General features: G+C 65.3%; 17 protein-coding genes. 14 read left to right on the top strand and 3 right to left on the bottom strand.

The window, feature by feature from the left end:
- Positions 1 to 9 precede the first annotated feature (9 nt).
- A complete protein-coding gene (gene waaF / locus IVA81_RS34455; protein ID WP_247326556.1) occupies positions 10 to 1080 on the bottom strand; it encodes a lipopolysaccharide heptosyltransferase II in 1071 nt (356 codons plus the stop codon).
- Positions 1081 to 1239: 159 nt separating this feature from the next.
- Between waaF and rfaD the strand changes: the two genes are divergently transcribed.
- The 6 genes from rfaD to IVA81_RS34485 all read left to right on the top strand — a co-directional run bounded on the left by rfaD (position 1240) and on the right by IVA81_RS34485 (position 9181).
- Positions 1240 to 2220: an ADP-glyceromanno-heptose 6-epimerase gene (gene rfaD, locus IVA81_RS34460; protein ID WP_247326558.1), complete on the top strand. Its 981-nt coding sequence runs from the start codon at positions 1240 to 1242 to the stop codon at positions 2218 to 2220.
- Positions 2221 to 2248: 28 nt separating this feature from the next.
- The gene (gene rfaE1, locus IVA81_RS34465) at positions 2249 to 3733 is read left to right on the top strand and encodes a D-glycero-beta-D-manno-heptose-7-phosphate kinase (RefSeq protein ID WP_247326560.1); all 1485 of its coding nucleotides are present in this window, start codon (positions 2249 to 2251) and stop codon (positions 3731 to 3733) included.
- Positions 3730 to 5016 (top strand): O-antigen ligase family protein, encoded by a 1287-nt coding sequence (locus IVA81_RS34470; RefSeq protein WP_247326562.1) that lies wholly within the window; start codon positions 3730 to 3732, stop codon positions 5014 to 5016. The genes rfaE1 and IVA81_RS34470 overlap by 4 nt, the downstream gene beginning before the upstream one ends.
- Before the next feature lie 84 nt (positions 5017 to 5100).
- Positions 5101 to 7014 carry an SDR family NAD(P)-dependent oxidoreductase gene (locus tag IVA81_RS34475; RefSeq protein ID WP_247326564.1) on the top strand — a complete coding sequence of 638 codons (1914 nt, stop codon included), beginning with the start codon at positions 5101 to 5103 and terminating at the stop codon, positions 7012 to 7014.
- A gap of 2 nt (positions 7015 to 7016) precedes the next feature.
- Entirely contained in the window at positions 7017 to 8237 is a 1221-nt protein-coding gene (locus IVA81_RS34480; RefSeq protein ID WP_247326568.1) for a glycosyltransferase family 4 protein, read from the top strand.
- Positions 8234 to 9181: an NAD-dependent epimerase/dehydratase family protein gene (locus IVA81_RS34485; protein WP_247326571.1), complete on the top strand. Its 948-nt coding sequence runs from the start codon at positions 8234 to 8236 to the stop codon at positions 9179 to 9181. Before IVA81_RS34480 ends, IVA81_RS34485 begins: the two co-directional genes overlap by 4 nt.
- Here the strand turns inward: IVA81_RS34485 and IVA81_RS34490 are convergent.
- Positions 9169 to 10149 carry a glycosyltransferase family 4 protein gene (locus tag IVA81_RS34490; protein WP_247327111.1) on the bottom strand — a complete coding sequence of 327 codons (981 nt, stop codon included), beginning with the start codon at positions 10147 to 10149 and terminating at the stop codon, positions 9169 to 9171. The genes IVA81_RS34485 and IVA81_RS34490 overlap by 13 nt on opposite strands.
- A gap of 35 nt (positions 10150 to 10184) precedes the next feature.
- Positions 10185 to 11144 (bottom strand): lysylphosphatidylglycerol synthase transmembrane domain-containing protein, encoded by a 960-nt coding sequence (locus IVA81_RS34495; protein ID WP_247326574.1) that lies wholly within the window; start codon positions 11142 to 11144, stop codon positions 10185 to 10187.
- A 218-nt stretch (positions 11145 to 11362) separates the two neighbouring features.
- Here IVA81_RS34495 and IVA81_RS34500 point away from each other — a divergent pair, with 218 nt between their 5' ends.
- The 8 genes from IVA81_RS34500 to IVA81_RS34535 all read left to right on the top strand — a co-directional run bounded on the left by IVA81_RS34500 (position 11363) and on the right by IVA81_RS34535 (position 21504).
- Positions 11363 to 12352: an NAD-dependent epimerase gene (locus IVA81_RS34500; protein ID WP_247326577.1), complete on the top strand. Its 990-nt coding sequence runs from the start codon at positions 11363 to 11365 to the stop codon at positions 12350 to 12352.
- A gap of 7 nt (positions 12353 to 12359) precedes the next feature.
- Entirely contained in the window at positions 12360 to 13772 is a 1413-nt protein-coding gene (locus IVA81_RS34505; protein ID WP_247326579.1) for a mannose-1-phosphate guanylyltransferase/mannose-6-phosphate isomerase, read from the top strand.
- 181 nt (positions 13773 to 13953) lie between these two features.
- The gene (locus IVA81_RS34510; protein ID WP_247326581.1) at positions 13954 to 14958 is read left to right on the top strand and encodes a Gfo/Idh/MocA family oxidoreductase; all 1005 of its coding nucleotides are present in this window, start codon (positions 13954 to 13956) and stop codon (positions 14956 to 14958) included.
- 9 nt (positions 14959 to 14967) lie between these two features.
- Positions 14968 to 16155, top strand: a complete 1188-nt coding sequence (locus IVA81_RS34515) for a DegT/DnrJ/EryC1/StrS family aminotransferase (protein WP_276578197.1) — start codon at positions 14968 to 14970, stop codon at positions 16153 to 16155.
- 250 nt (positions 16156 to 16405) lie between these two features.
- Complete coding sequence (murJ, locus tag IVA81_RS34520; protein WP_247326583.1) at positions 16406 to 17932, top strand: murein biosynthesis integral membrane protein MurJ; 1527 nt, start codon at positions 16406 to 16408, stop codon at positions 17930 to 17932.
- A gap of 260 nt (positions 17933 to 18192) precedes the next feature.
- Positions 18193 to 18468 (top strand): DUF1127 domain-containing protein, encoded by a 276-nt coding sequence (locus IVA81_RS34525; protein ID WP_247326585.1) that lies wholly within the window; start codon positions 18193 to 18195, stop codon positions 18466 to 18468.
- 47 nt (positions 18469 to 18515) lie between these two features.
- Positions 18516 to 19040: a GNAT family N-acetyltransferase gene (locus tag IVA81_RS34530; RefSeq protein WP_247326586.1), complete on the top strand. Its 525-nt coding sequence runs from the start codon at positions 18516 to 18518 to the stop codon at positions 19038 to 19040.
- A 154-nt stretch (positions 19041 to 19194) separates the two neighbouring features.
- Positions 19195 to 21504, top strand: coding sequence for a xanthine dehydrogenase family protein molybdopterin-binding subunit (locus IVA81_RS34535; protein ID WP_247326587.1), 2310 nt, complete (start codon positions 19195 to 19197; stop codon positions 21502 to 21504).
- The last annotated feature ends 4 nt before the right edge of the window (positions 21505 to 21508 follow it).

Genomic DNA, 21508 nt, shown 5'->3' on the forward strand with positions numbered 1-21508 from the left:
CGCGCACGCTCATGTCGTCGTCCGCGCCCCAGCCTCCCTCAGCACCCTCTCCGCAATCCCCACCACTTCGCTCGCCGCGATATCGCGCATGCAGCGGTGGTCGTTCATCTTGCAGACCGTGCTCTGGCACGGCTGGCAGGACAGCACGCTCTTGTCCTGCACCACGGTTGCGGCAAGGCCGTTGAGCGGCGCCCAGAGATAGGGGCTGGTCGGGCCGAAGATGCCCATGGTGGGCGTGCCCAGGGCGGCTGCGATGTGCATCAGGCCTGAGTCGTTGGAGATGGCGACGCCGGCCGCGGCCATGGCCAGCACGCCGTTGCGCAGATCGTTGCCGGTGAGGTCACGCACGCCCGGGCCGCCCGCCGCGACGATCTCCTGGGCGAGGCCCTTTTCCGCGGGCCCGCCGACCACCCAGACCTCCAGCCCGCGCTCGACCAGGAGGCGGGCGGCCTCCGGATAGTAGGTCCAGCGCTTTGAGACGCCCACGGAGCCTGGGGCGAGCGCCACCGCGGCTCCGGCGCCGAGGCCGTTGGCCTCCCGCCAGCGGACGATGTCCTCGGCCAGGACCCGCAATTGCGGCACCGGCCATTCCGGGGGCAGGGGAGCACCGTCGGGCTGGGCCAGGGCGGCGTTCTTGTCGATGAAACGGGGCAGCTTCTTCTCACCCCAGCGCCAGCGGTTGAGCAGGCCGAATCGGAACTCGCCGACGAAGCCGACCCGTTCGGGGATACCGGCGAGGGCGGGCGCGATGGCCGCCTTCCAGGTCCGGGGCAGCACCAGGGCCGTGCCATAGTTCCGCTCACGCAGGAGCTTCCCCAGGGCGAGCTGGCGGGCGACGGCCAGGCGGCCGCGCGGCAGGTCCCAAACTAGCGCAGCGCGCACGCCGGGCATGTAATCGACCAGCGGGGCGCAGAGGGAGGTGGTCAGTAGATCGACCGGGCGATTGGGCCAGCGGTCCTTCAGAACGCGGACGACGGTGTGATTCCGGACGAAATCACCGATCCACATGTAGGGAATGATCAGGATCGGGCGAGTGTCGTCCCGATCTACATGTCCACTAAGTTGCGAATCTTGGTTCATTCGTTATGAAGCCGAAGGCGATCTGATATGCCGGTTCGGTTAGCTGCTCCGGGCCGGCAGGTAAAGCCGGCAGACCACTCAATCCCAAAACCGCTTACACTTTGGCGGCTCATGCGCTAGGGCAGGACCGGGCCGCAAAAATCGGGCAGGGATTTCGGAATGTTGCTGGTGACCGGCGGGGCCGGTTTTATCGGGTCGAATGTCGTGGCCGCGCTCAATGACGCGGGCCGTAGCGACGTCGTGGTTTGCGATTTTCTCGGCAACGAGGGCAAGTGGCGGAATCTCGCCAAGCGCCAGCTTGTGGATATCGTTCCGCCGGCCGAACTGATGGACTGGCTGAAGGGCCGCAAGCTCGATGCAGTGATTCATCTCGGGGCGATTTCCGCGACCACCGCGACCGATGGCGACCTCGTGATCGAGACCAACTTCCGTCTGTCGATGCGCCTTTTGGACTGGTGCACGATGAACGCAGTGCCGTTCATCTACGCCTCCTCGGCGGCGACCTATGGCGACGGCACGGAAGGTTTTGACGACGAGGCCTCGCTGCCGGCACTGAAGAAACTGCGGCCGATGAATCTCTATGGCTGGAGCAAGCACCTGTTCGATCTCACTGTTGCCGAGCGCGTGGCGAACGGCGATCGGCTCCCGCCGCAATGGGCCGGGCTAAAATTCTTCAACGTGTTCGGCCCCAACGAGTATCACAAGGGCTCGATGATGAGCGTGCTGGCGCGCCGCTTCGACGACGTCAAGGCCGGCCGTGTCGTGCAACTGTTCAAGTCGCATCGCGAAGGCATCGAGGACGGCAATCAGCGCCGCGATTTCATCTATGTCGACGACGTCGTGCGCGTCGTCATGTGGCTCTTGGCGACGCCATCGGTGTCCGGACTCTTCAACGTCGGAACCGGCAAGGCCCGCAGCTTCAGGGATCTGATGTTGGCGGCCTATGCGGCGCTCGGCACCAGGCCCAACATCGAATATATCGATATGCCAGAGCAGATCCGCGGAGCCTACCAGTACTTCACCCAGAGCGAGGTCGATCGCCTCCACCGCGCCGGCTATAACGGCGGTTTCACGACGCTCGAGGACGCGGTGAAGGCCTATGTCGGGGATTATCTCGACCGGCCCGACCGCTTCCGCTGAGGCCCCAAGGACCTGAGGCCCAAAGACCATGCCGACGCCCATTCTCGATTTCGATGCCCTCGCGCAAGCCATCTCGGGCCGCACGGTGCTGTGCATCGGCGACATCATGCTGGACGAGTTCGTCTATGGCGAGGTGTCGCGGATCTCGCCGGAAGCGCCGACGCCTGTCATCGCTGCACAGCGCAGCGAGATCCATATCGGCGGCGCCGGCAATGTTGCACGCAATGTCGCGTCTCTCGGCGCGCGCTGCATCTTCGTCGGCCTCGTCGGCGAGGACGATGCCGGTGCACGGCTCAAGGCGGCGCTGGATGAGCTCGCTGCAATCGAAAACGTGCTGGTGCGCGACCCGTCGCGGCCGACCACGCGAAAAGTCCGCTTTGTCTCCGAACATTTTTCCACGCACATGCTGCGCGCGGATTGGGAGCAGGCGCTGCCTGCCTCCGATGAGATCGAGACCAGGCTGATCGAGGCGATCCTGCCGCAGATCGCGCGCGCCGACATCGTGCTGCTTTCGGACTACGCCAAGGGCGTGCTGACAGCGCGCGTGATCCGCCACACCATCGATGCCGCGCGAAAACTCGGCAAGCCCGTGATCGTCGATCCCAAGAGCCTGAACTGGGCGATCTATCGCGGCGCCACGCTGCTCACGCCCAACCGCAAGGAGTTTTCGGAAGCGACGCGTAGCCGCGCCGACACGCTACAGAGCATTGTCGATGCCAGCGAGGATGTGATGCGGCTCGCCGATTGCAAGGCGATCCTGGTCACCCAAGGCGAGCACGGCATGACGCTGGTGCCGCGGGGCGGCGAGGCCGTTCACGTTCCGGCTTTTCCGGTGAAAGTGCGCGATGTCTCCGGCGCCGGTGACACCGTCGCTGCCGCGCTCGCGGTGTCGCTTGCGACCGGCGCGGATTGGGATACGGCGCTGCGCATGGCCAACGCGGCGGCCGCCGTCGCCGTCGGCCAGCAAGGCACCGCCAGCGTGAGCACGGCCGAGTTGCGCCGTAAGATCCTTCCGCATGCCAGTCTCGCGGCCGAGGAGAAGATTGTGCTCGAGCCGGCCGCGCTCGACGCGCAGCTCGCCGAATGGAAGCGGCAGGGCCAGCGCGTCGGCTTCACCAATGGCTGTTTCGACATCCTGCATCCCGGCCACGTCAAGGTGCTGACCGCAGCGCGCGCCGCCTGCGACCGCCTGATCGTGGGGCTCAACAGCGACGCCTCGGTGCGGCGGCTCAAGGGCGCCGAGCGGCCGGTCCAGGACGAGCGCGCGCGTGCCGAGGTGCTCGCCGCGCTCGAGGCCGTCGATCTCGTCGTCATCTTCGAAGAGGACACGCCGATCGACCTGATCACCCGGATCAAGCCCGGCGTACTGGTGAAGGGCGGCGACTACACCCGCGAGCAGGTGGTCGGCCACGAGGTCGTCGAGGAAGCCGGCGGAATGGTCGTGCTGGTCGACATCCTCCAGGGCTTCAGCACGACGGCGCTGGTGCATCGCGCCCGGGGAGGCGACAAGTGACCGCGCTCGCACGCGAGACGACCGGCGAAATGTTGCTTCGCCGTCTGCGCAGCCCCGCCGCCTGGCGCGAGACCGTCGATATATTCGCGGTCCTGACCGCGGCCTCGCTGCCCTGGTCGACCTCGCTCGCAGGGATCTTCAATGCGCTGATGCTGCTCTGCATGGTGCCGTTCCTCGACGTCCGCGCGTTCCTGCAATCGCTGAAGCGTCCGATTTGCATTGCGCCGATCGCGCTGGTCCTGCTCGCGCTGGTGGGGACACTCTGGTCGGATGCGAGCTGGGGCGCACGCTTCTATGCGGTCAATCCGACCATCAAGCTGCTCGTGCTGCCGGTCCTGCTCTATCATTTCGAGCGGTCGCCGCGCGGCCACTGGATATTCATCGCCTTCCTGGTGTCCTGCGCCTTGTTGTCGGTGATGTCCTGGCTGGTCGCCTTCTATCCGAATTTTGCGCTCAAGACCGATCCGCCCGAACGCGGCATCTTCGTCAAGAACTACATCGACCAGAGCCAGGAATTCGCACTTTGCGCCGTTGCGCTCGCCTATCCGATCGTGACGCTGCTGCGCGAGAAGCGATACTGGTTCGCCGGGCTGCTCACGGCGCTGGCGCTGAGCTTCTTCGTCAATATGACCTTCGTGGTGGTGTCACGCACCGCGCTCGTCACCGTTCCGATCATGTTTGGCGTGTTCGCGCTGCTTCACCTCAAATGGCGCAGCATTGCGCTCATCTCTGCCGCTTTGCTCGTCGGCGCCGTTCTCGCCTGGCAGACCTCGCCGCAATTGCGCCACACCGCCGAGAGGTTTGGCAGCGACTACACGCGTTATGTGGAAAGGGGTGAGCCGAGCTCGGCGGGCTTGCGGCTCGAATTCTGGCGGAAGTCGCTCGGCTTCTTCGCGCAGGCGCCTATCATGGGGCACGGCACCGGCTCGACGCGCGGATTGTTCGAACGCGTCGCGACGCCCGGCGGTCTGTACCAGGCCTCCGCGGAGGTGATCGGCAACCCGCATAACCAGACCCTCAACGTTGCCGTGCAGTGGGGCGTGATCGGCATCGCCGTTCTCTACGCGATCTGGATCCTGCATCTGCTGCTGTTCCGCGGCGACGGGCTTGTCAACTGGATCGGGCTTCTGGTGGTGGTGCAGAACGTCTTCACCTCGCTGTTCAACTCCCATCTGTTCGACTTCCACGAAGGCTGGATGTACGTCATCGGCGTCGGCGTCGCCGGCGGCATGGTGATCCGGGCACAACAGCGCGAGGCGAAGATGGGGGAAGCCGGTTCCTGAGCTGCCGCGCGGCTGGCAAGTCTGGCCCAGATGGGCTATCAGCGCGGTCAGGTTGCATCTAACTGGGTTTTCATCGGTCGGCGGATGACGCGTCTTTCGCATCTCACCTTGCGCAATTTCCTGATCGCGCTCCACGACCTGCTGGCGACCGCGGCTGCGCTTTTTGCCGCCTTCTATCTGCGATTCGAGGGTGGTGACGGCTTCTTCGACCGCTTGCCGCTGCTGTTCCAGATCCTGCCCTACTTCCTCGCCTTCAGCGTGGTCGTGTTCTTCATCTTCAACCTGACCACGACGAAATGGCGCTTCATCTCGCTGCCTGACGCGCTGAACATCATCCGCGTCGCGACCGTGCTGACGGTCGCCCTGCTCGTGCTCGACTACATCTTCGTCGCCCCCAACGTCCGCGGCGCCTTCTTCCTCGGCAAGGTGACGATCGTCCTCTACTGGTTCCTCGAGATTTCCTTCCTCAGCGCGCTGCGCATGGCCTATCGTTACTTCCGCTATACGCGGGTGCGGCGTCACGCCAGAGGCCAGGAGGCCGCGCCGACGCTGTTGATCGGCCGCGCCGCGGATGCCGAGGTGCTGCTGCGCGGCATCGAGAGCGGAGCGATCAAGCGCATCTGGCCGGTCGGCGTGCTGTCGCCGTCGAGCTCCGACCGCGGCCAGTTCATCCGCAACGTGCCGGTGCTGGGCGGCATCGACGACGTCGAGGACATCATCGCCGACTTCGCCAAGCGCAACAAACCGATCGCGCGCCTCATCATGACGCCGTCGGCATTCGAGCCGGAGGCCCATCCGGAATCGATCCTGATGCGCGCGCGCAAGTTAGGGGTGATCGTCAACCGGATGCCCTCGCTCGAGAGCGGCGATACGCCGCGGCTCACCGCCGTTGCGGTCGAGGACCTCCTGCTGCGGCCGAGCGAGACGATCGACTATGCCCGCCTGGAGGCCCTGATCAACGGCAAGGCGGTGATCGTCACCGGCGGCGGCGGCTCGATCGGTTCCGAGATCTGCGAGCGCGTCGTTGCCTTCGGCGCGGCGCGGCTCCTGATCGTGGAAAACTCGGAGCCGGCGCTCTACGCCATCACGGAAGCGCTCGCCGCGCGAGGCGCGGTCGCCGAGATCGAAGGGCGGATCGCCGACATTCGCGACCGCGAGCGCATCATGCGCCTGATGGCCGGGTTCAAGCCGGACATCGTGTTCCACGCCGCCGCGCTCAAGCACGTGCCGATCCTCGAACGCGACTGGAGCGAGGGCGTCAAGACCAACATCTTCGGCTCCATGAACGTTGCGGATGCCGCCGTTGCCGCCGGCGCCGAAGCCATGGTGATGATTTCGACCGACAAGGCGATCGAGCCGGTGTCGATGCTCGGCCTGACCAAGCGTTTTGCCGAGATGTACTGCCAGGCGCTGGATCACGATCTCGCAGCCGCGGCGCACGGCGCCAAGCCGCCGATGCGGCTGATCTCGGTCCGGTTCGGCAACGTGCTGGCTTCGAACGGCTCGGTGGTGCCGAAATTCAAGGCGCAGATCGAGGCCGGTGGCCCGGTGACGGTGACGCATCCCGACATGGTCCGCTATTTCATGACCATCCGCGAGGCCTGCGATCTCGTCATCACCGCGGCCACGCATGCGCTCGGAACGCAGCGTCCCGACGTCTCGGTCTACGTGCTCAACATGGGCCAGCCGGTGAAGATCGTCGATCTCGCCGAGCGCATGATCCGCCTCTCCGGATTGCAACCCGGCTACGACATCGAGATCGTGTTCACGGGCATGCGGCCGGGCGAACGTCTCCACGAGATCCTGTTCGCTTCCGAGGAGCCGACCCGCGAGATCGGCGTTGCCGGCATCATGGCCGCGCAGCCGAACGAGCCGCCGATGCAGACGCTGCGCAAATGGACCGCGGCGCTCGAGCAGGCGATCGCGCGCGACGATCGCGCCACCATCAGGACTATCCTCAAGGATGCGGTGCCCGAATTCGGGTCGACCGCGGCCTGACCATGCAGCCCTCCGGCAAGATCGTCGTCGCGAGCCAGCATTATCCGCCGGATACCAGCACGACGGCGGCGATCATGGCCGAGATCGCCTGCCGTCTCGCCGCCGGGCACGAGGTCGTCGTGCTCTCGGGCTGGCCGGGCGCATTGCCGGCCTCGCAGACCGGCCCCGGCAAGCCGCGCGTCGTCGCAATCAAGAACCGATTGGCAGGCAAGGCGGCGCTGGTGCGGCGCGGAGTGTCCGAGCTCCTGTTCGCGGCGCGCACGTTCTTCGCATTGACGCGGCAGCTGAAGCGAGGGGACGTCGTACTCACGGTCACCGCGCCGTTCATGCTGCCTTACGCGGTGGCGGCGGCAGCCAGGTTCAAGGGGGCGCGTTCGGCGCTGATCCTGCACGACCTCTTTCCCGACGTGCTGGTGATGGCGGGCCTCTTGAAGCCCGGCTCGCTGGTGACGCGGACGATGCGGGCCGCCAACAGCCTGATGTTCCGCGCGCTCAATGCCGTCATCACCATCGGCCGCGACGCGGAGCGTCCGCTGCTGAGCTATTCCGGAATGAGGCGGAACAAGATCCGCTTCATCCCGAACTGGGCGACGCTTGTGCCCGCGCCGCGGCCGGTCACGTCGGACAATCCGTTCCGCAAGGCGATTGCCGCGCGCTTCATCGTCGGCCTGTCGGGCAATCTGGGCTTCACCCATGATCCGGAGATCGTGTTCGAGGCGGCGCGGCTTCTCAAGGACGAGGCGGACGTTCACTTCCTGCTGTCCGGCTGGGGCATCGGCTTCGAACGGCTGAAGCAGTTGCAGGCGGCGGCGAGCCTGCCCAATGTCTCCTTTGTCGGGCGCGTTGAGGATTCCGAGCTCGAGGCGTTGCTGGCGTCCGCCGATCTCTGGATCATTCCGTACCGGAAGGACGTTGCGGGGGTGTCGGTGCCGAGCCGGTTCTACAATCTGCTGGCGGTCGGCCGTCCCGTGGTGCTGGTGTCCGAGCCGGAGGCCGAGGCCGCCTTGACGGTGGTGGAGAACGGGCTCGGCTGGGTCGTGACGCCAGGCCGCGCCGATCAGCTCGCAGGCGCGATCCGCGCGGCGTCCCGGTCCGACGACGGCACCATCGCAGCGCGCGCGGTGAAGGCGGCATCGCGGTTCGACAGGACGACCGCGATGAATGCCTATGCGGCGCTGATCGACGAATTGTTGCGCAACCCGGACCTGTCGGATCAACGATGAACGAGAAGAAGCCGGTCGTATTGGTGACGGGAGCGAGCGGCTTCGTCGGCCGTCATATCGTGCCGGCGCTCGCTCGCGAGGGATGGTCGGTCCGCCGCGCGGTTCGCAGTCCGGAAGGCGTCGAGGGCGAGGTCGTGATCGAAACGATCGGTCCCGAGACCGATTGGCAGGCCGCGCTGGAAGGCGTCGACGCCGTCGTCCATCTCGCCGCGCGCGTGCACCACAAGCACGAGGAGCACGCGGTCCAGCTCTACCGCAACGTCAACATCGCCGGCACGCTGCATTTGGCGCGCTGCGCGGCGACGGCCGGCGTGCGCCAGTTCGTCTTCGTCAGCACCGTGCTCGTGCACGGCCGCAGCAATGAGGGCCGCCCCCCGTTCAGCGAGAACGACGTCCTGACGCCGCGCGGCCTCTACGGCATGTCCAAGGCCGCGGCCGAGGCGGGCTTGAGAACGCTGGCGCGCGACAACGACATGAAGATCTCGGTGATCCGGCCGCCGCTGGTCTATGGCGCAGGCGCCAAGGGCAATTTCGCGCTGCTGACGCGCGCGGTCGATCTCGGGCTGCCGCTGCCCTTTGCCGCGATCCGCAACCAGCGCGCCTTCCTTGCCGTGCAGAACCTGTCGTCGTTCATCCTGCGCCGGCTCGGTCATCCCGATCCCGCCAGCAATTTCGAGATCTTCCTCGTGGCCGACAGGGAGCAGGTCTCGACACCCGAATTCATCACGCGTCTGGCCGATGCGTCCGGCAAGAGCCTGCGGCTGTTCGGCATGCCGCCGGGCCTGCTCAGCACGCTGCTCAGCGTCATGGGCCGGCAGGATACGCATGACAGTCTGATCGGCTCGCTTGAGCTCAACATCTCCAAGGCGATCGCGACCGGCTGGCAGCCGGAGGTCTCCCTCGACGAAGGGTTGCGGCTGGCGCTGTCGGCTCAGGACGTCTGAGTGCGCGAGAAGCGCTGCAGCACGAAAGCGACCGCGACCGCGCCTGCGAACAAGGACACGATCGTGATCGTCAGCGAGCCGGCACGAATGGCGACGATGGCAAGCAGCGCCAGCACGAGATTGAGCGCGAACACCTCGCCGGTCACCCGCTTGACGGTGAAGCCGTTGTCGGTGGCGCGCTGATAGAAATGCGTGCGGTGCGCCGACCAGAATTGTTCGCGGCGCGCGATGCGCCGAAACAGCGTGATGGTGGAATCCGCAAGGTAATAGGCCGGCAACAGCAGCGCCGCAGCGGGTTGCCCCTGCCAGGCAAGCTCCAGCAGGCACCAGCCGAGCAACAGGCCGATCGGCAGGCTGCCGACATCGCCCAAGAACACCTTCGCCACCGGCTTGTTGAACGGCGCAAAGCCAAGCATGGCGCCGCACAGGGCCATTGCGAGCCACGCTGCGGACGGAGAGAGGTCGCCATACCAGCCGAGCAATGCGAGCGCGGCCGTGACAGGCACCACCTCCGCCACGGTCATGAGATCGAGCCCGTCCATGAAATTGACGAGGTTCACGAACCAGACGCCGCCGACGAGAAGGAGGATGCGTTCAACGGCAAGCGGCAGGGCAGGAACGATCCGCAGCGCCTCCGGTGTCGTGAACACGACGCCAGCCACAGCTCCCGCCTGCAACAGGAGCCGGAGCACGACCGGCAGCGGCCTGATGTCGTCGACTAGGCCGACCAGAGCGATCAGCACGGCGGAGCCGATCAGGGGCAGGGGAAGCCAAGCGTAAATCCAGGCTACAAGCAGGGTGGCGGCGACGACCGCGATGCCCGCACCTTGCGGTGTTGGAAGCTTGTGAGATGAGCGTGCGTTCGGACGCGCCAACGCATAGCGCTGCAGCAGCGGCATGCTGCACCAGGTGATGCCGGCGGAGATCAGTGCGGCGAGCCCGGCAGGCGCAAGCGCGAGCAGCACCAGTCCGGCCGCAGGGTCCGGACCCGAGACGAAGGTCGTCACTCCGGTACTCCGATCGGAGCCGAGCCTTGCGCGGCCTTCTCCGCGCTGAGGATCCAGACGAGGCCCCCGAACGCGCCGACGATGAAGGACACGGCGCCGAACAGCAGCGAGATGTTGACGCCCTCGTTGGCGGCAAGGCCGGCGAAACCGAACGCCAGGCCCATCGTGGCTTCACGCACGCCCCAGCCGGCGATCGAGATCGGCATCATCGTGATCAGCATCACCGGCGGCACCAGCAGAAAGACGTCGCTGAAGCGGACCGGGGCCGCGATCGACTGCACGACGCACCAGGCGATGACGACGGCGAGCACGTGAACGAGCACCGACAGGATTGCGATGATCGGCCCGCGGCTGCGGCTGAAGATCACGCGGTTGGCGATCACCGCACAGGCGTGAAGGTGGTGCGTGGCCCACCAGGTCTTCAGCCAGCGCCATTTCAGCGCGCCGAAGATCAGGAAGCCGAGGCCGCCGGCGAGCGCCAGGAGATCGACGAGCAGCAGCGCCGAGCGTCCGTGCGGATCGGTGATCAGGGTGTAGCTCCAGGGCAGGCTCGCGACGATCACGATCGCGAGCGCGATCAAGCCGATGGCGCGGTCGACGAAGATGGAGTAGGTCGCCGCACGCCAGCCGGCCCCGGCGCGCGCGACGAGCCACAGCCGGACCGCATCGCCGCCGATCGCCGACGGCAGAGTCTGGTTGAAAAAAGAGCCGATCACGTTGTAGCGCATGGCGCGGCCGAGCTCGAGCGGCGCGCCGCAGACGGCGCTGATCTCGCGCCAGCGCAGCACGCCGACGAAGATCTGCAGGAACGTGATCGCAATCGCCACGCCGATCCAGAACAGGCTGGTCAAGGTGAAGCGCGAAAACAGTTCGGATAGATCGACCTTGCGCAGCGCCAGATAGAGCAGCGCCGCGGAAATCAGGATTTTGGCCGTCGACAGCAGGATTCGGCGCATCTCGTCCGCATGAACAGGGTTTGCGAAGATTTGAGGCAACCCGACGCGAGCGCCGAATTCGGCCGCTTTGGTATGGTTTTGGCGCCGATCTTGCAATAGCCCTCCTTGCAATAGCCCTCGTGGAGGGCGTTATGGAGTGCATGAGGCGGGCGAGGCTATTGCGACCGCCTCGAGGTGGCGGCTAAACAGGATCGGGCGAGGGATCCCCAGGGAACAGGATGACGGATCAGGCGATTTTGGTCACGGGGGCCGCCGGCTTCATCGGCTTTCACGTCGCCCGGCAGCTCCTGGGCGAAGGCCGGTCCGTCGTCGGGCTCGACAATCTCAACGCCTATTACGATCCGGCATTGAAGCGGGCGCGTCTGGCGCTGTTGCAGAGCGACTCCCGCTTTTCCTTCGTCGAGGCCGATCTTGCCGACCGCGAGGCGATGGCGGCGCTGTTTGCGCAGCATCGCTTTACAGAGGTTGTGCATCTCGCGGCGCAGGCTGGCGTGCGCTACTCGATCGAGCAACCGCATGCTTACGCCGATTCCAATCTCGTGGGCTTTCTCAACGTGCTCGAAGGCTGCCGCAACAACGGCTGTCGTCATCTCGTCTACGCCTCGTCATCCTCCGTTTATGGCGCCAACACAAAACTGCCATTTGCGGTTGCGGACCGCACCGATCATCCCGTGAGCTTCTACGCCGCGACCAAGAAGGCGAACGAGGTGATGGCGCAGTCCTACAGCCATCTCTATCGCCTGCCGGTCACGGGGCTGCGCTTCTTTACCATTTACGGCCCGTGGGGTCGGCCCGACATGGCCATGTTTCTGTTCGTGAACGCCATCATGGCGGGCAAGCCGATCCGGCTCTTTAACCATGGCAAGATGCGTCGCGACTTCACCTATATTGACGATGTGACGCGTGTAGTATCCAGACTGATCGATCTTGTGCCCGCGGACGATCCGGCTGCCGCAAATGCGCCGTTTAAGGTCTACAATGTCGGCAATCACCATCCGGAGGAACTGATGCACGTCGTCGGTCTTCTGGAGCGGGAGCTGGGCCGGACGGCGATCAAAGAATTGCTGCCGATGCAGCCGGGAGATGTGCTGGAAACGTTCGCGGATGTCGAGGATTTGATGCGCGACACCGGCTTTGCACCGTCAACGCCGATCGAGCATGGGGTCCATAATTTTGTCACCTGGTATCGGGACTACTTCAAGGTTTGAGATGACGATGGACAAACGCATAATCCCCCTGATCATGTGCGGCGGTGCCGGCACGCGGCTGTGGCCGGCTTCGCGCGAGGTGCGGCCCAAGCAGTTCCTGCCGCTGTTCGGCACGCGCTCGACCTTCCAGGACACGCTGCTGCGCGTCTCCGATCCCCAGCTGTTCGAGCGGCCGATCGTCATCACCAATGCCTCCTATCGCTTCATGGTGCTGGAGCAGCTCGCCGAGATCGGCATCGAGGCCGACGTGATCCTCGAGCCGATGCGGCGTGATTCAGGACCGGCGATCGCCGCGGGCGCGGTGTTCGCGCAGAACCGCGCCAGTGAAGCGATCGTGCTCGCGCTCGCCGCCGATCACGTCGTGCAGGACACTGCCGCTTTCGTCGCCGCCTGCCGCGAGGGCCTTGCGGCCGCGAGCACCGGGCGCATCGTCACCTTCGGCGTCAAGCCGGAGCGGCCGGCGACCGAATACGGCTACATCAACCCGGGCGAGGTGATCTCCGGCGAGGTGCATGCGGTCGCGCGCTTCGTCGAGAAGCCGGACGCGGTGAAGGCATCCGACTACGTCAATTCGGGCTATCTCTGGAACAGCGGCAACTTCATGTTCCCGGCCAGCGTCCTGCTCGACGAATATCGCAAGGTCGACGCGGGAAGCGTCGAGGCCGTCACCAATGCGGTCAACAATGCCGGCCGCGATCTCGGCTTCGTCACGCTGGAGCCCGAGGCGTTCGGTTCGGCGAAGGCGATCTCGATCGATTATGCCGTGATGGAGAAGACCTCGCGCGCGGCCGTGGTGCCGGTGTCGTGCGGCTGGTCCGACGTCGGCTCCTGGCACGCGGTGTGGGAGCTCTCTGACAAGGACGCGCAAGGCAATGCGGCGCACGGCGCCGCGGTGTTCGAGGACTCGCGCAACTGCAACGTCACCACCGACCAGGCGCTGGTCGCGCTCGAAGGCGTCGACGATCTCGTCGTCGTCGCAACCGCGGATGCGGTTCTGGTCTCGCGCCAGAAGGACGCCAACGGCCTGAAGCGTCTCGTCGCGAAGCTGAAGGCGGTCGCGCCCAAGGTCACCGAGGAGCATCTCAAGATGCACCGGCCTTGGGGCAGCTATCAGTCCGTCGACAATGGCGAGCGCCACCAGGTCAAGCGCATCGTGGTGAAGCCGGGCGGAAGGCTGTCGCTGCAGAAGCACCATCATCGGGCCGAGCACTGGATCGTGGTCCGCGGCGCAGCCCGTGTCACCGTCAACGAGACCGTGAAGACCGTGCACGAGAACGAGTCGATCTACATTCCGATGGGCGCCGTCCACCGCATGGAGAACCCCGGTAAAATCATGCTGGAACTGATTGAGGTCCAGACCGGAAGCTATCTCGGGGAAGACGACATCATCCGGATTGAAGACGACTATCAAAGGTCGTAACCAGCAAACTCCGAATCACGCGACCCGGGCCAAAGAGGCGGTATCTTTCGGCTTAAGGCCCGGGGAACGTGTAACTTTTTGAATCAAATCGTGTCCGGGCCGCCAGGGCGGCATTCGCCACAAATGTGGCGTCCGTGCTAGAAGCGCGCCGGGGATTTGCGTTGAATCGGGGTTTGCTCAGATGAGTTCCAAAGGGTCAGCACCGGCAAAGGCCGGCTTGCGCGTCGGCGTCATTGGCGCCGGCGTGATGGGCAGCAACCATGCGCGCGTGCTTGCGGGTCTTCCCGGCGTCAGCCTGGTCGGCATTGTCGATCCCTCGCCGGCGCACCGGACGCGCACCACCGAGCTTGCGAGCTGCCAAGGCTTCGAGACGCTCGACCAGCTCTTCGCCGAAGGCGTCGATGCGGTCACCATCGCAGCTCCGACCCATCTGCATCACGAGGTCGCGCTCGCCTGCATCGCCAAGAACATTCATGTCCTGGTCGAGAAGCCGATCGCGTCCACCGTCGAAGAGGGCCGCGAGATCGTTGCCGCCGCGCAAAAGGCGGGCGTCACGCTGATGGTCGGCCACGTCGAGCGCTTCAATCCGGCGGTCGCCGCCGTCAAGCAGGCAATCGCGGGCGAGGATATTCTCTCCATCGCGATCACGCGCGTCGGCCCGTTCCCGCCGCGCATGTCCAATGTCGGCGTCGTCATCGACCTCGCCGTGCACGACATCGATTTGATCCGCTGGTTCACCGAATCCGACATCGTCGAGGTGCAGCCGCAGCTGTCGAGCGCGGTCGCCGAGCGCGAGGACATCGCGCTCCTGCAGTTCCGTACCGAGAGCGGCGTGCTCGCGCACATCAACACCAATTGGCTGACGCCGTTCAAGGCGCGCAGCGTCACGGTCGCGACCCGCGGCAAATACGTGATGGGCGATCTGCTCACGCGCCAGGTCACCGAGTGCTTCGGCTTCAAGCCCGATGGCAGCTATTCGATGCGGCATCTGCCGGTCGGCCATGACGAGCCGCTCCGCGCCGAGCTGATCGCGTTCCTCAAGGCCGTGCGTCACGGCGAAACGCCGGCGGTCACCGGCGACGAAGGCGTCGCCAGCCTCGAGATCGCGACGCAGTGCCTCGAAACGCCGTCGCAGCCCGCAGCGACGGCGTCCGCCCGCAAGGGTCCGCGCCGCGTTGCCGGCTGAACTCCCTCCATGTCGACCAGTCAAGAAGGCGCCAAGAACCAGACCATGAACCAGCATCTGCGTTCCGAACCCATTCCCTTCATTGACGTCGCCTCGCAGCGCCGCCGGCTCGGCGCTTCGCTGGATGCCGCCGTCAAGCGCGTGATGGACCATTGCCAGTTCGTCAACGGTCCTGAAGTCGCCGAGTTCGAGAAGCAGCTCGCGGCCTACAGCGGCGCCAAGCATGTGATCGGCTGCGCCAGCGGCACCGACGCCATCCTGATGGTGATGATGGCGAAGAATGTCGGGCCCGGCGATGCCGTGCTGTGTCCGTCCTTTACCTTCATCGCCACCGCCTCGCCCGTGGCGCGGACCGGCGCGACGCCGGTTTATGTCGACGTCGATGAGACGACCTTCAACATGAGCCCGGAGTCGCTGAAGCGCGGCATCGCGGCTGCGCGGAAGGCCGGCCTCAAGCCCGTCGCGGTCATTCCGGTCGATCTGTTCGGCCAGCCCGCCGATCACGACGCCATCGCGGAGATCGCCAAGGCCGAGGGCCTGTTCGTGCTCGACGACGCCGCGCAAGGGTTCGGCGCGAGCTACAAGGGCCGCAAGCTCGGCACCTTCGGGCTCGCCACGGCGACCAGCTTTTTCCCGGCAAAGCCGCTCGGCTGCTTCGGCGACGGCGGCGCCATCTTCACCGATGACGACGAGCTGGCGGCGACACTGCGCAGCATCCGGGTGCACGGGCAGGGCGTCGACAAATACGACAACGTCCGGCTCGGCCTGACCGGCCGGCTCGACACCATGCAGGCCGCGGTCCTGATCGAGAAGCTGAAGATTTTCGACGACGAGATCGCCGCTCGCAACAGGGTTGCGGAACGCTACGCGCGCGGGCTGAGCAACGTCGTCACCGTGCCGCGTCTGGCGCCCGGCAACACCTCGGTCTGGGCGCAGTACACGATCCGCCTGCCGAAGGGGACCGATCGCGACGGTTTCGCCGCCGCGCTGAAAGCCCAGGGCGTGCCGACCGCTATCTATTACGGCAAGTCGATGCATCAGCAGACCGCCTACAAGCAATATCCGGTTGCCGACGGCGGCCTGCCTGGCTGCGAGAGCCTGTCGCAGGACGTCATCAGCCTGCCGATGCACGCCTACCTGACCGAAGCCGATCAGGAGCGCGTGATCGCCGCCGTGCGCGGCGCGCTGGCGGGCTGATTTCTTCCCCTCTCCCCTTGTGGGAGAGGGTGGCTTCGCGAAGCGAAGTCGGGTGAGGGGTCTCTCTCCGTGCGGTAAGTGCTGAGAGAGACCCCTCACCCGATTGAGCTTGCGTCTACCCTCGGCGCTGCCCTCTCCCACAAGGGGAGAGGGCACAGCAACGCGCATCGCAAGCCGAGCGGCCGTCTTTTTTAATCACGTCAAACTTCAAAGCCTTATCCTTAGGCTGATAAGTCTCTAAAACAGACGCATGCTCGGACGCATCTTCACGGTTGGTGGTTACACGCTGCTCTCGCGGCTGACGGGATTTGCCCGCGACATCATGCTCGCGGCGATCCTCGGCGCAGGCCCCGTGGCCGACGCCTTTTTCGTGGCGCTGCGGTTGCCCAATCATTTCCGCGCGATCTTCGCTGAGGGCGCCTTCAACGCCGCCTGGGTGCCGGCCTATGCCCATGTGCATGGCGAGAAGGGGGCGGGCGCAGCAAAACTGTTCGCCGACCGCATCTTCACGCTGCTGCTGGCCTCGCAAGTTGTGTTGCTGATCGTCGCCTGGCTGTTCATGCCGCAAGCCATGAGCATTTTGGCACCGGGCTTCGGTGAGGACGCCGAGCAGCGCAAGCTTGCGATCGAGCTGACCCGGATCACCTTTCCCTATCTGCTGCTGATCACGCTGGTGACGCTCTATGGCGGCATGCTCAACGTGATGCAGCGCTTTGCCAGCGCCGCGGCAGCCTCAATCTTCCTCAACGTCGCGATGATGATGACGCTGGCGGTTGCCGTCTGGTTTCCGACCGCGGGCCACGCCGCGGCCTGGGGCGTCCTGATCTCCGGTTTCCTGCAATATTTCCTCCTCGCTGGCGATCTTGCCCGGCATGGCGGCCTTCCGCGCTTTGCGCCCTTGAAGCTCGACGAAGACGTCCGCGGCTTCTTTAGGGCGCTGGGACCTGCGACGCTGGGCTCGATGGGCACGCAGGTTGCGCTGTTCGCCGACACCATCATCGCGACCTTCCTGCCGGCCGGCGCGCTGTCGGCGCTTTATTACGCCGACCGGCTCAACCAGCTCCCGATCGGCGTGATCGGCATCGCCATCGGCACCGTGCTGCTGCCGGAGATGTCGCGGCGCATCACCGCCAACGACCACGACGGCGCGATGAAGGCGCAGCGCCGCGCGTTCGACTTCACGCTGCTGTTCTCGATCCCGTTCGTCGCGGCGTTCCTGACCGTGCCCGACGCGATCATGCGCGCGCTGTTCGCCCGCGGCGCGTTCTCGAAGGCCGATGCCGCTGCCGCCGGCGCCACGCTCGCGGCCTATGCGATCGGTCTGATTCCTTTCGTGCTGATCCGCAGCGCGGTCGCGACTTTTTATGCGCGCAAGGATACCGCGACCCCGGTTCGGGCGTCGCTGACCGGCATCGCGGTCAACGTCGCGCTGAAGGTCGCCCTGATGGGATCGCTCGCCCAGATCGGCCTTGCGCTGGCAACCGCGGTCGGCGTCTGGACCAATCTCCTGCTGGTGCTCTTCTTCGCCGTGCGGCGGGGCTTTCTCGTGCTCGATCGCGCCTGGCTGATGTCGCTCGGCAAATTCCTGCTGACAGGACTGCTCCTCGCCGCAGCGTTCTGGCTGATCGCGCGCTTCAGCGGTCCCGCGCTGGGCGCGATGCGCTTCCACGATGAGTTGACGCTGGTGCTGCTCGCCGCCGGCGGCACGATCGTCTATGCGCTCGCGATCCTCGTCTTGTTCGGCCGCAAGTGGCTGATTTCGCTGGTGCGAGGCTAGGCGAGCAGCGCGCTCGCCTCCAGGCTGCAAGCGGCATCCGTGCATCCCTTGATTTCGTGCGATTGCCGTGGTATCAGCGCTGCATGATCAAATGCTCGCGCATCGTCAACCGCAACCACATGACCCGCTTCGGCTGGGCCGTGGGAGGAGTCGTGCGCTAGAAATTCGACGACGACATCTCTTCCACCAGGCCCCGCCGGCATCGGACGGGGCCTTTTTCATGGCCACGCTCCCTGCCGGCACAACAGCAGGAGCATCCGATGCCACCACAACAGACGAACATCACAGCCGCGACGGAGCGCGATGCCGCGAGACTTCGCCTCGACCTCTCCATCGTTCTGAGCCTGCTCAGGCGATACTTGCTCGCGTTTCAGGAGTGGCGGCCGCGCGCACGGGTCACCTTGCAGGACCTCAGCGACAGGGAGTTGTTGGATATCGGCTTGACGCGCGGCGAGATCGACAGCCTCGCGCCGGAACGCGCCATCGACAGGTTGAGAGACAACACGAGGACTTTGTGGGGCCGCGGTGGGATGTGACGACCACAATCCCAGCTGACTCGTTGCGACAAGGAGAGGAGGCGATCATGATATCGCATGCTGCACGTGCCCAGGCGGACGTGGAAATCCGCCGATTGATTGTCGATGATCTCGATCTCTTTCGCGACATTCGCGCGGAGGCGCTTCGGGCGCACCCTCAAACGTTTGGTTCTCGTGAGGAGGACGAGGGCGGGGAGGCGATGCTGGCGGCCTATCGCCATTGGCTGAGTGGAGCGATCCTTGGCGCCTTTGGGCGCGGGCATCTGATCGGAGTCGCCGGCTTCTATGTTTCGCCAGATAGGCGATCGCAGCATAGGGGCCACATCTTCACGGTCTACGTCAGGGAAGACGGCCGACGTCAGGGAATCGGAGATCGGCTCATCAAAGAGCTTCTTGCCCATGCCGAGGCTCGCGTCGAACAGGTGCATCTTGCCGTCCTGCTGGAAGCAACCGCTGCGATCAGGACCTATGAGCGCAACGGGTTCGAGGTCTACGGCACGGATCCCGGTGCCGTCCGCATAGGTGAAGCCACTTATGACAAATACCTTATGGTCAGGAAATTCAGCCAGTAAACCGGTCTGGCAGGCTCCGGCATGTTGCGCCAGAACCGCCGAGGTGGCTTCGAATCGTCGGACTCTATGGGAACGGCCCGCCTAAACCCGTTTGCCTTGCCAGTTTTTCCACGGCAATATGCCGGCAAAACAACCATGAGAACGGGAAGATAAAATGGCGGCTCCCATCAAGTTCGGCGTTGGCCAAAGCGTGCTGCGCAAGGAGGATGACGCGCTCATCCGCGGCAAGGGCCGCTATACCGACGATTACGCGCCGCAGGCTGCGCTGCGCTGCCTGATGCTGCGCTCGCCGCACGCGCATGCCAAATACACCATCGATGTGAGTCGTGCCCGCGGGCTTCCCGGCGTCGCGCTGATCCTGACCGCCGATGACGTGAAGGATCTCGGCAATCTGCCCTGCCTGTTCAATCTCGAGACCGATCCGTTCACCGGCCCGCCTTACCCGATCCTGGCCAAGGACGAGGTGCGTCATGTCGGCGATTCCATCGCCTTCGTCGTCGCCGAGACCATCGACCATGCCCGTGACGCGATCGAGGCGATCGAGGTCAAATGGAGCCCGCTGCCGTCAGTGACCGGCGTCGTCAATGCCGTGAAGAAGGGCGCACCGCAGGTGTGGCCCGACAAGGCCGGCAACGTGCTTTTCGACGTGTCGATCGGCGACAAGGCGGCGACGGAAGCCGCCTTCGCCAAGGCCCATGCGGTGGCCGAAATCTCCATCGTCAATCCGCGCGTGGTCGCAAGCTTCATGGAGACGCGCGCGGCCGTTTGCGAATACGACGCCAAGCGGGACCATCTGACGCTGACGGTCGGCAGCCAGGGCAGCCACCGCCTGCGCGACATCCTGTGCCAGAACGTGCTCAACATCCCCACGGACAAGATGCGGGTCATTTGCCCCGACGTCGGCGGCGGGTTCGGCACGAAGCTGTTTCCGTATCGGGAATACGCCCTGTTGGCGGTCGCAGCGCGCAAGCTGAAGAAAGCGGTGAAATGGGCGGCCGACCGTTCCGAGCATTTCCTGGGCGATGCGCAGGGCCGCGACAACGTCACCACCGCGAAGATGGCGCTGACTGAAGACGGCAAATTCCTCGCGATGGATTGCGACCTGATGGGCGACATGGGCGCGTATCTGTCGACCTTCGGCCCCTACATTCCCCATGGCGGCGCCGGCATGCTGCCGGGCCTCTATGACATCCAGGCCTTCCACTGCCGGGTGCGCACCGTCTTCACCAACAGCGTGCCGGTCGACGCCTATCGCGGCGCGGGCCGGCCTGAAGCCGCCTATGTCATCGAGCGCCTCGTCGACGCCTGCGCGCGAAAACTCGACATGACGCCGGATGCCGTCCGCCGCAAGAACTTCATTCAGCCGAAGGCGCTGCCCTACAAGACCGCGACCGGCAAGGTCTACGATTCCGGCGACTTTGCCGCGCATCTGAAGCGCGCAACGGAGATCGCCGAATGGAAGGAGTTTCCAAAGCGCGCCAAGGCGGCCAAGAAGAACGGCCTGATCCGCGGGATTGGTCTTGCCAGCTATGTCGAGGTGTGCGGCACCATGGGCGAGGAGACTGCCAATGTGCGGATGGATCCCAACGGTGACATCACCGTCCTGATCGGCACGCAATCGAGCGGGCAGGGCCACCAGACCGCCTATGCGCAGATCGTCGCCGAGCAGTTCGGCGTTGCGCCCGAGCGCGTGCACATCCACCAGGGCGACACCGATATGATCGCCACTGGCCTCGGCACCGGCGGCTCGGCCTCGATCCCGTCGGGCGGCGTCAGTGTCGAGCGCGCCACGCGCGAGCTCGGGCAAAAGCTGAAGGAGATCGCGGCACAGGCGCTGGAGGCCAGCGCCGGCGACCTCGAGATCTCGGAAGGCGTGGTGCGCATCGCGGGCACCGACCGTTCGATCTCGTTCGCCGATCTCGCCAAGCGGCCGGGCGCCGATCCGTCGAAGCTGAATGCCAGCGCGACCTTCGCCAGCGCCGACGGCACTTATCCCAACGGCACGCATGTCGCGGAGGTCGAGATCGATCCGGCCACCGGCATCATCAAGATCGTCAACTACGTGATCGTCGATGATTTCGGCAAGACGCTCAATCCGCTGCTGTTGGCCGGCCAGGTGCATGGCGGCGCCATGCAGGGCATCGGCCAGGCGCTGATGGAGCAGGTGGTCTATGGTGCGGGCGATGGCCAGCTTATCACCGCGACCTTCATGGACTACGCGCTGCCACGCGCGGCGGATGGGCCGGCCTTCGTGTTCGAGACCGCCAACGTTCCCTGCAAGACCAATCCGATGGGCGTGAAGGGGGCGGGCGAGGCCGGCGCGATCGGCTCCTGTCCGGCGGTCGTCAACGCCATCGTCGACGGCCTCTGGCGCGAATACAAGATCGACCACATCGACATGCCGGCAACGCCCGAGCGGGTGTGGATCGCCATCAACGAGCACCACCGCCGTCACAGCCTGTAAGTCC

The sequence above is a fragment of the Bradyrhizobium sp. 141 genome, from assembly GCF_023074055.1.
In the GTDB taxonomy this organism is placed as follows: domain Bacteria; phylum Pseudomonadota; class Alphaproteobacteria; order Rhizobiales; family Xanthobacteraceae; genus Bradyrhizobium.